The sequence below is a fragment of the Amycolatopsis sp. NPDC003861 genome (assembly GCF_053605405.1).
Map to the genome: position 1 here is coordinate 1 of NZ_JBSGJD010000086.1, position 12,299 is coordinate 12,299.

Below are 12,299 nucleotides of genomic sequence, written 5' to 3' on the forward strand. Positions count from 1 at the left end.
TGCGGCGACGTGCCCGACGGGTGCGCGTGCCAATGCCGGCGCCAACACCAACCGCGTCCGGCTGCTCGACCAAACCAGTTCGGGCACCGCCGAGATACGTCGTGGTCGGCCTGCTGCGGCAGATCATCGACGACCTGAGCGTCCCGGTGAATCGGCTGGAGATCGTCACGCCGGTCATCACCGGCTACCTGCTCGGCTACGTGGCCGCGATGCCGCTGCTCGGCCAGTACTCCGACCGGTTCGGCCGCAAGCTGCTGCTGCAGGCCTGCCTCGGCGGGTTCCTCGCCGGGTCGGTGCTCACCGCGCTGGCCGGCACGGTCCCGCTCCTGGTCGCGGGCCGGGTGCTCCAGGGGACCGCCGGGGGCGCGCTGCTGCCGGTGACCCTCGCGCTGGCCGCGGACCTGTGGCCGGGGAACCGCCGCTCCGCCGTGCTGGGGGCCGTCGGCGCCGCGCAGGAACTCGGCAGCGTGCTCGGGCCGATTTACGGGATCGGGCTGGCCGCCGCGACCGGCTGGCGCGGCGTGTTCTGGGTGAACGTCCCGCTGACCGTGCTGGCCGCCGTCGCGGTGCAGGTCTCCGTCCGGGGCGGCAAACCCGCCGAGCGGCCGCGCGTGGACCTCGTCGGCGTCCTGCTGCTGGCGCTCACGCTCGCGCTGCTCGTCATCGGCTTGGACAACCCGAACCCGCGCGAGCAGGTGCTGCCGCCGTGGGGCGTGCCGTTCCTGATCGGCGCCGGAGTCGGTCTGGTGGCGTTCCTCTGGTGGGAATCGCGCGCGCAAGTCCGCCTCATCGACACGGCGAACGTGGCCCTCCGGCCGTTCTTCACGGCGCTCGGGACGAGCGTCGCCGCGGGGGCGGCGCTGATGATCACCCTGGTCGACGTCGACCTGTTCGCGCAGACACTGCTGGGCCGCGACGACGGCGGCAGTGTCGAGCTCCTCCTGAGGTTCCTGGTCGCGCTGCCGATCGGAGCGCTCCTCGGCGGCCTGCTCGCCATGCGCATCGGCGAGCGGTGGATCGCCGGCGCCGGAATGCTGCTCGCCGCGGGCGGCTACCTCCTGATGTCCCGCTGGCCGGCGGACGTGCTCGCGGCCAGGTCCGTGCTGGGCCTGCCGCGCCTCGACGTCGACCTGGTGCTCGCCGGACTGGGCCTCGGCCTGGTGATCGCCCCGCTGTCGGCCGTGGCGCTGCGCGCGGTACCCCGCGCCCAGCACGGCGTCGCCTCGGCCGCCGTCGTGGTCGCGCGGATGACCGGCATGCTGATCGGCGTTGCGGCGGTGTCCGCCTTCGGCCTGCACTACTTCCACACGCTGACGGCATCGCTGAACCCACCGATCCGGATCTTGTTCCCCTCCCAGCCGGCCTACGACCGCGCCCTCGCCGACTACCTCGGCGCGGTCCGCGAGGCGCTGCTGACGGAGTACCGCGCGATCTTCCTGATCACGTCGGTGGTGTGCCTGGCAGGCGCGGCCATCGGCCTGTGCATCGGCGGCCGGGCGTCCCGAGGTGCTACAGCCGCTTCGTGGTGACCAAAGAAGGTCCGTGGATCCCGTCCACCTCTTCGCGCCCGGCTTCGACGAACCCGAGCTTCTCCAGCACGCGGCGCGAGGCCGTGTTCCACTCCCACACCGTGGCCCACAACCGTTCGTACCCGGCCGACCTGGCCCAGTCCAGGACAGCCACCGCGGCCTCGGTCGCGTAGCCCTGCCCCCAGGTCCGGCGCAGCAGCTCGAACGCCAGTTCCGGTCGTCCCTCGTGGCCCTCGATCACCCCGCAGTAGCCGATGACGTCGCCGGCGGCCTTCCGCTCGACCGCCAGCAACCCCACGGACGCGCGAATCACCTCCTCGAGCTCGGCAACGGTGGGATGCCCGGCGGCATCGATCCGCCGATGCGGCGGCACCCGCGGATCACGTTCGGCCCACAGCTCACGCTGCACGGCCGCCTCGGCCACCCGCCACGGTCGAAGCACCAGACGATCGGTCTCGAGTTCACCTGTCATGAAAGCAATTTCTCACGCGCACGTTCCATAATGGTTTGCCGCCGCATCAGAGCGGTGTCTACGTTCCGGTGATGCATGCGCAACTGCTGGCGGTGACCTTCGAAACCGAAAACCCGGCTGAATCGGCACGCTTCTGGGCCGGCCTGCTCGGCCGGGAAGTCATCGAGGACACCGGCGGCCTGCTGCTCCCGGGCGAGGACACCCAGCTCGGCCTGCGGTTCACCCCGGGCCGCGCCGGCCGCCTCGGCGCGAACCGGATGCACCTGCACTTGATCGGCACCGACCAGCAGCACATCGTGGCCACGGCACTCGAGCTCGGCGGCCGCCACCTCGACGTCGGGCAGCAACCCGAAGAGCCGCACATCGTCCTCGCCGACCCGGCCGGCTACGAATTCTGCGTCATCGAGCCCGGCAACGACTACCTCGCCGGGTGCGGCCCCCTGGGCGAACTCACCTGCGCCGGCACCCGGCAGACCGGCCTCTTCTGGAGCGAGGCACTGAGCTGGCCCCTGGTCTGGGACCGCGGCGCGCAGACCGCAATCCAGTCGCCCCACGGCGGCACGAAAATCGCCTGGGACACCTGGGACGGCACACCCGTGACACCGGAGCCGAACCGGCAGCGCTTCGAACTGCTCCCGGCCGACGGCGACCACCAGGCGACGGTCGACAGGCTGATCTCCCTCGGCGCCACCCACCTCGACACCCGCACCGACGGCACCGCCGTCCTGGCCGACCCCGACGGCAACGAGTTCTCCACGCACACCACAGTGGGTCTCTGACCGCTTCCGGCGCAGCCGGATGTCGGCGGCACCGTAGTCTGCCGCTCGGCGTCGGCGGAAGCTGCGGGCTCAGAGCCCCATCGTGCGGCGCACCATCCGGTCGAGCAGACGATCGGAGACCAGGTGCGTCAGCCGGGTCATCACCGCGGCGTCGCGACCGACGGTGTACCGGGTCCGCGGCCTGCGCTCCCGGATCGCCTTCGATACGGCCTCGGCGGCGACGCTCGCGTCCAAACCGTTGACGCCCCAGGCTTCCGTGGTGGCGCGGAAGGCTTTCGTGAGTCCGGCGTAGCGGGCTCGCTGCTCCGGCGTCATGCCCGCGATCAGCCGTTCCGCTGTCGCGTTTCCGCGTTCGGTCAGCTTGGTGCGGATCGCACCGGGGATGATCACGGCGACGGTGACACCGAACGGCTCCACTTCGCGACGCAAGGAGTCGCTGACGGCTTCCATGGCGAACTTCGCGCCGGAATAGGCACCGAAGCCCGGCATGGCGACCTTCCCGCCGGTGGAGCCGATGTTGACGACACGGCCCTTGCTCTGCAGAAGAGCAGGCATCAGTGCCTGGATAACCGCGACCTGACCGAACACCGAGACCTCGAACTGCCGGCGCCACTCGGCCGGCGGCAGCGCCTCGATCGGGGCGTTCACCGCGATCCCGGCGTTGTTGACCACCGCGCGCAGCGGACGGCGGTCCGCGCGAACCCGGTCGGCGAGCGCAGTCACCTGGCTCTCGTCGGTGATGTCGAGCAGCACCGGTTCGACGCGCCCGGCCTTCACCTCCGCGGCGGCCGCCTCGGTCCGGACGCCCGCCAGGACGTGGAAGCCGTCGGCGGCCAGCCGCTGCGCGGTCGCCCGCCCGATGCCGGTGCTTGCGCCCGTGACGACCACGAGCTCGGAGGGTGTGCCGGACTGGGTTGCGTTCATGGGACCACCCTGCGCCGCGGCCCGGGCGGGAGACAGCCACGGCATGTCCTGGTACCGCCGGTACCACCACGAAAGAGGTGCGCTGAGCGCACAATGGCCGCATGGACGATCTCGGGCGGGCCCTGCGGACATGGCGCGATCGCCTCGATCCCGCGAGCGTGGGGATCCCGCACAAAGCGCCCCGCCGCGCTCCGGGCCTCCGCCGCGAGGAACTGGCCGTCCTCGCCGGCATCTCGATCGAATACGTCGTCCGGCTCGAGCAAGGACGCGCGGCCAATCCGTCCGCCCAGGTCTGCACCGCGCTGGGCCGGGCGCTGCAGCTGTCGGACGCCGAGCACGCACACCTCCTACGGCTGGCCGGGCACTCGGCCGATCCGCACCGCGTCCCCCGGCTGATTCCCGGCAGCGTCCGCCGCCTGCTGGAACGGCTGGGCACCCACCCGCTCGCCGTGTACGACGCCACTTGGCAGCTGCTGCACTGGAACCCGCTGTTCGCGGCGACTTTCGGCGACCCGACGACGGTGCCCGACGACCACCGCAACCTGCTGCTCATGCACTTCGAGGGCCTGCCGAACCCCGCGCGGTTCAGCCCCGGGGACCGGGCCGCGTTCGAACAGTCCCTCGTGGCAGACCTGCGCGCCACGACCAGCCGGTACCCCGACGACCCGGACATCGAGGCGCTGATCACCCGGCTGCAGCGGGCACATCGCTTCCGGGAACTGTGGGCGGCCGCGTCGGTCGCCGAGCACCAGAGCGGGCACAAGCTGATCGAGCACCCCGAAGCCGGCCCGATCGACCTCGACTCCGACGTCCTCATCACCCAGGGCTCGAACCTGCGGGTCGTCGTCTACACGCCCCGGCCGGGCACCGACGCCCGGCAAAAGCTCGACCTCCTGGCCGCGACGGGCACCCAGCGAATGGCCGCCGACCCGGCGTCGTGAGCCGCGACGATCCGCCGGGTCAGTAGCGCAGTTCGGCCAGCACCCCGTAGTGGTCGGACGGCACGGTGGCGTGGTCTGCCGCCGTGCCGAGGGTCTCCGCGCGGAGCGGCTGGCCGGCTCCGCCCCGGTGGAACGATGTCGAGAAGACGTAGTCGATGCGCCGGTCGCGGGGGAACACCGCCGCGGCCCAGGGGTTCCCGGTGGACCAGGTGTGCCCCGGCCCGGCGCCGGCGAATTCCCAGGCGTCGTGCCAGCCCGTCCCGGTGCCCGCCGCGCGGCCGGTGAGCATGCGGATCTCGTCGCAGTCCGGTGCGGCGTTGAAGTCGCCGCACACCACCGTCAGCGAGCCGCGGCCCAGGTCACGCACCCGCCGCGCGAGCTCGATGACCTGTTCCCGGCGGACGTGGGCGTGGTGCAGCGGCCAGTCGAGCATGACGTTGACCAGCCGGACCGGACCACGCGGACCGTCGATGTCGACCCGGAGCGCGCTGCCCTCGTGACCGGCGGGCCCGGGCAGAACCCAGGGCTCCACGGTGCCGATCGGCCAGCGGGAGAGCACCGCACTCCCCGAGGTCACGCCTTCTTCCACGCGGTCGCCGGAAAACCGGTGGTGCCGCAGCCCCGCCGCGGCGGCGAGCTCGCGCGCTTGATCGCGATCGGGCGCCGACCACGCCTCCTGCAGCGCCACGACGTCCGGAGCCTGCTCGGCGAGGATCGCGGAGATCCCGGCCTGCCGTTGCTCCCACGGCCCGAACCGGCCCCAGACGTTCCAGGTGAGCAGCCGAAGCCGCGAACCGATCAGCGGACCGTACGGCTGCAGAGGATCGACCGCCATGACCCGGGGACGATACCGCCGCCGGGTGCTTCCGGGCAGCTCGATGCAGTCTTGCCGAGGCCCGGGTGAGTCCCGGGGCCGGGACTCACCCGGGCCTCTGGTGTCAGCGGTCCATCAGTGCGAAGACGCCCCAGCCGAGGTACTCGCGCTGGTATCGGGCGTGGCGCGCCGGTGCGTCGGCGAGTTCCGCGCGCAGCCGGCCGGCCAGCTCGTCGTCGGGATGTGCGTCCAGCCAGCGGCGGGTGTTGAGCCACTGCGCGGCGGCGTACCTGTCCCAGCTGTCCTGGTCGGCCAAGACCATCTCCACCACGTCACAACCCAGCTCCCCGAACTGTTCCAGCAGTTCCGGGAGGCCGCGGAAGTCGTCGACGCCGGTGGCGTGACAGCCTTCGACGGTGGCCTGGTCCGGGGGTTGCCGTCGCCAGTACGGCTCGCCGATCAGCATCGTCCCGCCGGGGCGCAGGCTGCGTCGGAGCAGGTCCACGGTGCCGGCCACGCCACCGCCGATCCAGGTCGCTCCGACACACGACCCGATGTCGACCGGGTCGTCGGCGACGTGATCCGACGCGTCGCCGTGGGTGAAAGCGACCTGCTCGGCCACGCCCAGTTCGACCGCCCGTGCCCGGGCCTTGGCCAGGAACACGGTGCTGATGTCGACGCCGGTCCCGGTGATGCGGTGATCGCGGGCCCAGGTGCACAACAGCTCGCCGGAGCCGCAAGCCAGGTCGAGCACCCGGGTGCCGGGTGGCGGGTTCAGCGCCTCGCCGAGGTCGGCCAGCTTCCGGCTGGTGAGCGGGTTGTGGATGCGGTGGCTGCTCTCGCGGATGGTGAAGCTACGGGGTAGATCCACTTCGGGGATTCCTCACGTCCGAGGGGTGGTTCACAACGGTCTGCGACGGCCGGGCTGCCCGGACATTCATGCAATGCACCTCTTCGGACGGAAGATCACGCGGTTCGCCGGGAGGCTAAGCGGATCGCCCGTGGCGGTCCACCGGTTATCGTGCAGAAACGAGGGTGCCGGGATCGCCGGCCTGTGGGACCGTTCGCCGGTGACTCCGAAGGACCCGCACGTCTCCGGCTGGGCGCCTGCCTTCCTGCCCGCCGACGACCAACTCGACCGGCAGGCCGCGCGGCTGCGGTCCCTGACGGGCAGCGCATCCCGCACTCGCGGCGGTCGCGGACGCCACGGTGGAGGACGGGGCCCCATCGCCGATGACCGGTCCGCCCCTCCCCCGTCGGACGGCTATCGTTCCCGCATGCTCGATCGCCTCAACGCCCGCGCCACCGCCCTGCTGGCCGATGTGTTCGACTTCGACGTCGCCCGCCTCGATCCCGTCGAACCGGTGCGGCTGGCCTCCGGTGGCGCGCTGCGCGCCGTTGCCGGAGATGCCTCGGGAGGCACCTTTTTCCTCTGCGGCAACGATGACGGACCCGTGCTCTACGCCGGCTCCGAAGGCAGCGCCGGAATCCTGGCCGCCGACCTCGACGCCGCGATCCGCCTCGTCGTCGGGGTTCCGACCTGGCAGGACGTCGTCCCGCTCGCGCCCGATCTCGCCGCCATGCGGGCTTCCTTCGAAGCGTCCTACGCCGAGATGCAGGAACACGAACCGCGGATCGACCAGCTCCGCGCCGAAGCCGCCGCGGAGCTGGGGCTCGACCCCGTCCCCCTCGATGAGCTGCTGACGTCGCTGAGCGTCTGCCTCACCGAACTCTCGCCCGGGTACGTGCTGCTCAACGACGACGGCGACGCCTACGAGAGCCTCTGAATCAGCCGCGCAGGGCGCTGCCGGCCTGCCAGGCGCTCCAGCTGATCGCCCAGTCGCCGTGGCCGTTGTTGATGGCCAGCTGGGGGCCGCCCGAGTTGGTGACCTCGACGACGTCGCCGACGTTGAAGTTGTCGAAGAACCACTTGGCGTTCTCGGTGTTCATGTTGAGGCAGCCGTTGGAGACGTTGTCGCTGCCCTGCACGCCGACCGTCTTCAGGTTCTCGTGCAGGTACTCGCCGTCGTTGGAGATCCGGACGTTCCAGTTCTCCGGCGCCTTGTAGTACCCCGGGTCGCCCTCGCAGACTCCGTAGCTGCAGGAGTCCATGATCTTGTGGTCTTCCTTCCCCAGCACGGTGTGCGTGCCGTTGAAGGTCGGCGTCGGGCCGCGCGGCGGGGTGTTCGCCGTCTTGCCCATGCTGGTCGGCGCGGTCTTCACCAGCTGCCCGTTGTGGTAGGCCTTGATCTGGTGGGTCTTGCCGTCCGCCTTGGCGATCCAGGAGTCGTGGATCTTGTAGGTGGCCGAGACGTCCTGGCCGCCGTACGAGCCGCCGCCGATCGGCGTGCCGAAGGTCGTCGTCTCGAGCTTCACCGTCGAGCCGGCCTTCCAGTAGTCCTTGGGCCGGTAGTGCACTTCGCGCTTGCCCACCCAGTACCAGCCGCCCTCCTGGGCGGGCGAGGACGTCACCTTGAAGGACTTCTCCACGGTGGCCTTGTCGGTGATGTCGTGGTCGAACTTCAGGCCGATGACCAGGCCGACGCCGAAGTCGCCCGACGGCGCCTGGAAGAGCGCGGGCGTGGCGACCGCGGCCGGTTTGATCGTGTGCACTTCCCCGCGCTGCTCGGTCGCCGCGCCCGCCTGGTTCACCGCGGTGGCGACCACCTGGTAGGTGGCCGCGTACCGGAGGTGGTCCTTGCTGGTCCACGTCGTCTTGTCCGGCGACAGCTCGCCTTCGACGGCGTTGCCGGTCTGCGGGTTCGTCACCGCGACCGCCTGCAACGTCCCCCCGGACGCCTTGACGACGATCGGGTCCTTCGGGCTCAGCTGGTCCCCGCCCTCGAACGCCACGGTCGCAGCCGGTACCCCGGGCGTCGTCGCCGTTCCGGCCGGTCCGGCCACCCCGACCGCCTGCGCGGTCCCCGCGGTCTCGGACTGTCCACTGCACGCCGCCAGCAGAAAGGCGGCCAGGCCGAGGCCGGCCATGCGGATCATTCTCACGCTCATCGGACGCGCCAGGCGGCCCGAAGTTGTGTAACGATCCGATTTCCCCGCCGGCGCGATGCCGTCGTTCACTCCCCGCCCTCCGCCCAGTCGGCGGCAGTCATGCCGTCGGCGTGGCCCGGGGGCCACTGGACCAGTTCGATCCGGCGCCCGTCGGGGTCGGCGATCAGCGTCGTCGTCGGGGCGTCACCGCCGCCGTCGTGCACCGGGCCGACCGGCTCGATCCCGTGCCCCGCCAGCGCGCGGAGCCCGATCGACGTCTCGGCGACCTCGCCGACCACCTCGTAGCCGACGGCGGCGCAGAACGCGCGAGACCGGTCGAGCTCGCTCACCCGCAGCGCGATGTGCAACGTCCTCAAGCGCGATCCCCTCCTCGAAAGGTGGTGGTGCGGAACCGCACTTCCCCTGCGGCCGCACCACCACCCGACGAACACTGTACCCCGACCCTCGAACGGGTGTTCGACCGGGGGTGTCTGCCCGGCCCCCCGCACAAAGCGCCCGCTTACAATGGGGACGACCGCGCGGGCGGGCGAGCTGGGAGGATCACCGGATGACGATGTCGCTGTCGGCCGAACTCTGGCCGGACGTGCAGCCGGAGACCGCCCGGCGGCTCATGCTGGCCGGCGTCGAGGCCTTCGCCCAGCGCGGCTACCACGCCACCACCACGCGGGACATCGCCGGCGCCGCGGGGATGTCCCCCGCCGCGCTCTACGTGCACTTCCCCTCGAAAGCCGCGCTGCTGTTCGCCATCAGCCGGTACGGCCACGAGCAGACCCTCGCCCTGGTCGAGAACGTCGTCGCCAAGGAATCCGACCCGGTCGAGCGGATCCGGCTGATCGTCGAGGACTTCGTGGCCTGGCACGCGCGGCGCCACACCGTCGCGCGGGTCGTCCAGTACGAGCTGCAGGCGCTGCCCGAGCAGGAGTTCGAGGTGGTCGCCGAGCTGCGGCGCCGGATCGAGCGGATCGTGCGGGAGGTCATCGCCGAGGGCGCCGGGAGCGGCGTGTTCACGGTGTCCGACCCGCACGTCGCCGCCCGGGCCGTCCTGTCGCTCGGCGTCGACGTCGCCCGCTGGTACAGCGAGCGCGCCCGCCAGACCCCGGCCGCGCTCGGCAAGGAGTACGGCGGCCTGGTCCTGCGCATGCTCGGAGTAGCGGACACACCCTGACCGCTATCTGCGGCAAGGTGGTCCCGTGCACCCCGTCCTCGACGCGCGAACCCTCAACCGCGCCACCCTCGCCCGCCAGCTGCTGCTCGAACGCGCCGACCTGCCCGTCTTCGACGCCGTCGCCCACCTCGGCGGCCTGCAAGCCCAGGAACCCCAGGAACCGTTCACCGGGCTGTGGTCGCGGCTGCGCGGGTTCGACCCGGCCGCGCTGGACGCGCTGCTGACCGGACGCCGGGTCGTGCGGACCCACCTCATGCGCCGCACCGTCCACCTGCTGACCGCCGACGACGTCCTCGCGTGGCGAAGCCGGTTCGACACCATGCTGCGGCAGCGGGTCGTCACCACCTACCGCAGCGAACTCGCGGGCGTGGACTTCGCCGAGCTCGCCGCGGCGGGCCGGGCGGTGCTGGCCGACGGCGAGCCCCGCTCGATGGGCGAACTCGCGCGGGCCGTCGCCGGCCGATGGCCCGATCCGGGCCCGCGTCCGCTCGGCGAACTGCTGGTGGCCGCGCTGATCCCGTCGGCGCAGCTGCCCCCGCGTGGGCTGTGGCGGATCAAGGCGGGCGTGCGGAACCTGCCCCTCTCCGCCTGGCTCGGCCGCGACGCCGACCCCCTCGATCCGGACGACGGTGTCGGGCGGACGCTGGTCCGGCGCTACCTGGCGGCGTACGGCCCGGCGGCGACCGCCGACCTGCGCGCGTGGTCCGGCCTGACCGGCCTGCCGGGCGCGGTGAAGGCGGTGCGCGAGGAACTGGTGGCCTTCCGCGACGAGCGCGGCCGCGAGCTGCTCGACCTGCCCGAAGCGCCGCGGCCCGACCCGGGAACCCCCGCGCCGGTCCGGTTCCTGCCGGCGTTCGACAACGCGATCCTCGGCTACGACGACCGGACCCGCATCATCGACGACGCCCACCGCGGGCTCTCCGTGGCCGGCGAACGGGTGGTCCTGGTCGACGGCCGCGTCTCGGCGACCTGGACGGTGCCCGACGGCGCGGTCGTGGTGCACCCGCTGCGGCCCCTGACGAAGACCGAACGCGGCGAGGTCACGGCCGAAGGGAGCGCGGTGGCCACGTTCCTGAGCGACGGAGAGAACGACGAGGTGCGGCTGAGCTAACCCACCGCCCGCGAGAACCGCTCCGCCACCTGCCGCAGCCGCTCCACCAGGCCCGGCGGGGCCTCCTCGATGACGAAGTCGTACCCCAGCTGGGCCAGGTGGTACGGCACCGCGTCCAGGTTGTTCGACCCGGTCCGGACCCGGCAGCTGCCCTCGTCGATCTCCTCCACCACGCCCGCCGACGGCGGGATGCGCCGGGCCAGCACCGCCGCCGGGGCGGCCACCCGCAGGACCATCCGGTGCGAGTACGGCGCCGTCGAAATCTGCCGCGAGACGTACTCCGCCAGGTCCGCGGCCGGCGGCTCGCGCGGCGGGAAGCGGAAGCCCACCGACGGCACCCCGTCGATCCGGTCGACCCGGAACGTGCGCCAGTCCTCGCGGTCGAGGTCGAAGGCGACCAGGTACCAGCGCCGCCCGGTGCAGACCAGCCGCAGCGGCTCGACCGACCGCTGCGTCGCGGCGCCGGACCGGTCGTCGTACCCGAAGTGCAGCCGTTCCTGGTCGCGGCAGGCCGCCGCGAGCACCGTCAGCACCGAGGCGTCCACCGTCGGGCCGGCCCCGGGCAGGGACAGCGTCGCCGCCTGCAGGGCACCCACGCGCGGCCGCAATCGGGCGGGCAGCACCTGCTCCAGCTTCGCCAGCGCCCGCACCGACGTCTCCTCGATGCCGCTGACCGTGCCGCTCGCGGCCGTGCGCAGGCCGACCGCGACCGCCACCGCCTCGTCGTCGTCCAGCAGCAACGGCGGCAGCGCCGCGCCCGCGCCCAGCCGGTAGCCGCCCGCCACCCCCGGCGTCGCGTGCACCGGGTAGCCGAGGGACCGCAGCCGCTCGACGTCCCGGCGGATCGTGCGGACGTCGACCTCGAGCCTCGCCGCGAGGTCGGCACCCGGCCAGTCCCGGCGCGCCTGCAGCAGCGACAGCAGCCTGAGCAGCCGTTCCGATGTGCCGTACACGGCACGCAGTGTGCCAGACATCGCGGACAGCCTCTGTCCGTGATCCGCCGGAAGGTGCAGTCTCGCCGTCCAGCACTTGCCAGGCACCACCCCGGCCGGAAAGAGTGACGCATGCCGATCGATCCGCACGCCCTGCTCGCCGTCGCCCGCGAAGAAGCCGAGCTGGGCCGGGCCGAAGGGGGCGTGCCGATCGGGGCCGCGCTGTTCGACTCCGCGGGCACACTGCTGGGCCGCGGGCACAACCGGCGCGTGCAGGACGGCGACCCGTCGATGCACGCCGAGACCGCGGCCTTCCGCAACGCCGGCCGCCGCCCGCACTACCGCGACACGATCATGGTCACCACGCTTTCGCCGTGCTGGTACTGCTCCGGGCTCGTCCGTCAGTTCGGTATCGGGCACGTCGTCATCGGTGAGGCCGAGACGTTCCACGGCGGGCACGACTGGCTCGCCGGGCTCGGGGTGGAGATCACCCTGCTCGGCGATCCCGGCTGCACCGCGCTGATGACGGAGTTCATCGCCGCGCGCCCGGACCTGTGGTTCGAGGACATCGGGGTCGAGAAGTCCGAATAGGACAGAGTAGAAGAAGACAGCGCCCTACAGGA

The 12,299-nt window shown here is 72.2% G+C and carries 14 protein-coding genes; 7 read left to right on the forward strand and 7 right to left on the reverse strand.

Features of this window, described 5'->3' with window-relative positions:
* Nucleotides 1-101 precede the first annotated feature (101 nt).
* A complete protein-coding gene (locus ACWEVN_RS21900) occupies nt 102-1,529 on the forward strand; it encodes an MFS transporter (protein ID WP_452052499.1) in 1,428 nt (475 codons plus the stop codon).
* Here the strand turns inward: ACWEVN_RS21900 and ACWEVN_RS21905 are convergent.
* Entirely contained in the window at nt 1,510-2,001 is a 492-nt protein-coding gene (locus tag ACWEVN_RS21905) for a GNAT family N-acetyltransferase (RefSeq protein WP_452052500.1), read from the reverse strand. The two genes, ACWEVN_RS21900 and ACWEVN_RS21905, sit on opposite strands and share 20 nt — an antisense overlap.
* Nucleotides 2,002-2,072: 71 nt before the next feature.
* Here ACWEVN_RS21905 and ACWEVN_RS21910 point away from each other — a divergent pair, with 71 nt between their 5' ends.
* Nucleotides 2,073-2,780: a VOC family protein gene (locus ACWEVN_RS21910; RefSeq protein WP_452052501.1), complete on the forward strand. Its 708-nt coding sequence runs from the start codon at nt 2,073-2,075 to the stop codon at nt 2,778-2,780.
* Nucleotides 2,781-2,849: 69 nt separating this feature from the next.
* On the opposite strand, the gene ACWEVN_RS21915 is transcribed toward ACWEVN_RS21910, so the two are convergent.
* Complete coding sequence (locus ACWEVN_RS21915) at nt 2,850-3,704, reverse strand: SDR family oxidoreductase (RefSeq protein ID WP_452052502.1); 855 nt, start codon at nt 3,702-3,704, stop codon at nt 2,850-2,852.
* A 101-nt stretch (nt 3,705-3,805) separates the two neighbouring features.
* Between ACWEVN_RS21915 and ACWEVN_RS21920 the strand changes: the two genes are divergently transcribed.
* Complete coding sequence (locus tag ACWEVN_RS21920) at nt 3,806-4,645, forward strand: helix-turn-helix transcriptional regulator (RefSeq protein ID WP_452052503.1); 840 nt, start codon at nt 3,806-3,808, stop codon at nt 4,643-4,645.
* Between the two features lie 19 nt (nt 4,646-4,664).
* Here the strand turns inward: ACWEVN_RS21920 and ACWEVN_RS21925 are convergent, their stop codons facing one another.
* Nucleotides 4,665-5,480 carry an endonuclease/exonuclease/phosphatase family protein gene (locus ACWEVN_RS21925; protein WP_452052504.1) on the reverse strand — a complete coding sequence of 272 codons (816 nt, stop codon included), beginning with the start codon at nt 5,478-5,480 and terminating at the stop codon, nt 4,665-4,667.
* A 103-nt stretch (nt 5,481-5,583) separates the two neighbouring features.
* Complete coding sequence (locus tag ACWEVN_RS21930) at nt 5,584-6,330, reverse strand: SAM-dependent methyltransferase (protein ID WP_452052505.1); 747 nt, start codon at nt 6,328-6,330, stop codon at nt 5,584-5,586.
* 406 nt (nt 6,331-6,736) lie between these two features.
* On the opposite strand from ACWEVN_RS21930, the gene ACWEVN_RS21935 reads away from it, so the two are divergent.
* On the forward strand, nt 6,737-7,246 hold the full coding sequence (locus tag ACWEVN_RS21935) for a hypothetical protein (protein ID WP_452052506.1): 510 nt from the start codon (nt 6,737-6,739) through the stop codon (nt 7,244-7,246).
* Between the two features lies 1 nt (nt 7,247).
* On the opposite strand, the gene ACWEVN_RS21940 is transcribed toward ACWEVN_RS21935, so the two are convergent.
* Nucleotides 7,248-8,456: an Ig-like domain-containing protein gene (locus tag ACWEVN_RS21940; protein WP_449684116.1), complete on the reverse strand. Its 1,209-nt coding sequence runs from the start codon at nt 8,454-8,456 to the stop codon at nt 7,248-7,250.
* 77 nt (nt 8,457-8,533) lie between these two features.
* The gene (locus ACWEVN_RS21945) at nt 8,534-8,824 is read right to left on the reverse strand and encodes a VOC family protein (RefSeq protein WP_452052507.1); all 291 of its coding nucleotides are present in this window, start codon (nt 8,822-8,824) and stop codon (nt 8,534-8,536) included.
* A 191-nt stretch (nt 8,825-9,015) separates the two neighbouring features.
* Between ACWEVN_RS21945 and ACWEVN_RS21950 the strand changes: the two genes are divergently transcribed.
* Together ACWEVN_RS21950 and ACWEVN_RS21955 are read left to right on the forward strand one after the other, a co-directional pair.
* Entirely contained in the window at nt 9,016-9,633 is a 618-nt protein-coding gene (locus ACWEVN_RS21950; protein ID WP_449679087.1) for a TetR/AcrR family transcriptional regulator, read from the forward strand.
* Nucleotides 9,634-9,658: 25 nt separating this feature from the next.
* On the forward strand, nt 9,659-10,744 hold the full coding sequence (locus ACWEVN_RS21955; RefSeq protein ID WP_452052508.1) for a winged helix DNA-binding domain-containing protein: 1,086 nt from the start codon (nt 9,659-9,661) through the stop codon (nt 10,742-10,744).
* On the opposite strand, the gene ACWEVN_RS21960 is transcribed toward ACWEVN_RS21955, so the two are convergent.
* Entirely contained in the window at nt 10,741-11,697 is a 957-nt protein-coding gene (locus tag ACWEVN_RS21960) for a helix-turn-helix transcriptional regulator (protein ID WP_452052509.1), read from the reverse strand. The two genes, ACWEVN_RS21955 and ACWEVN_RS21960, sit on opposite strands and share 4 nt — an antisense overlap.
* 111 nt (nt 11,698-11,808) lie before the next feature.
* Here ACWEVN_RS21960 and ACWEVN_RS21965 point away from each other — a divergent pair, with 111 nt between their 5' ends.
* Nucleotides 11,809-12,267, forward strand: coding sequence for a nucleoside deaminase (locus ACWEVN_RS21965; RefSeq protein WP_310977054.1), 459 nt, complete (start codon nt 11,809-11,811; stop codon nt 12,265-12,267).
* Nucleotides 12,268-12,299: the final 32 nt, after the last annotated feature.

Bases quoted from the DNA above. Each gene is read 5' to 3' on its own strand.
- ACWEVN_RS21920 (WP_452052503.1), top strand. From the start codon at position 3,806: ATGGACGATCTCGGGCGGGCCCTGCGGACATGGCGCGATCGCCTCGAT.
- ACWEVN_RS21965 (WP_310977054.1), top strand. From the start codon at position 11,809: ATGCCGATCGATCCGCACGCCCTGCTCGCCGTCGCCCGCGAAGAAGCC.
- ACWEVN_RS21925 (WP_452052504.1), bottom strand. From the start codon at position 5,480: ATGGCGGTCGATCCTCTGCAGCCGTACGGTCCGCTGATCGGTTCGCGG.
- ACWEVN_RS21935 (WP_452052506.1), top strand. From the start codon at position 6,737: ATGCTCGATCGCCTCAACGCCCGCGCCACCGCCCTGCTGGCCGATGTG.
- ACWEVN_RS21950 (WP_449679087.1), top strand. From the start codon at position 9,016: ATGACGATGTCGCTGTCGGCCGAACTCTGGCCGGACGTGCAGCCGGAG.
- ACWEVN_RS21910 (WP_452052501.1), top strand. From the start codon at position 2,073: ATGCATGCGCAACTGCTGGCGGTGACCTTCGAAACCGAAAACCCGGCT.
- ACWEVN_RS21940 (WP_449684116.1), bottom strand. From the start codon at position 8,456: ATGATCCGCATGGCCGGCCTCGGCCTGGCCGCCTTTCTGCTGGCGGCG.
- ACWEVN_RS21905 (WP_452052500.1), bottom strand. From the start codon at position 2,001: ATGACAGGTGAACTCGAGACCGATCGTCTGGTGCTTCGACCGTGGCGG.
- ACWEVN_RS21915 (WP_452052502.1), bottom strand. From the start codon at position 3,704: ATGAACGCAACCCAGTCCGGCACACCCTCCGAGCTCGTGGTCGTCACG.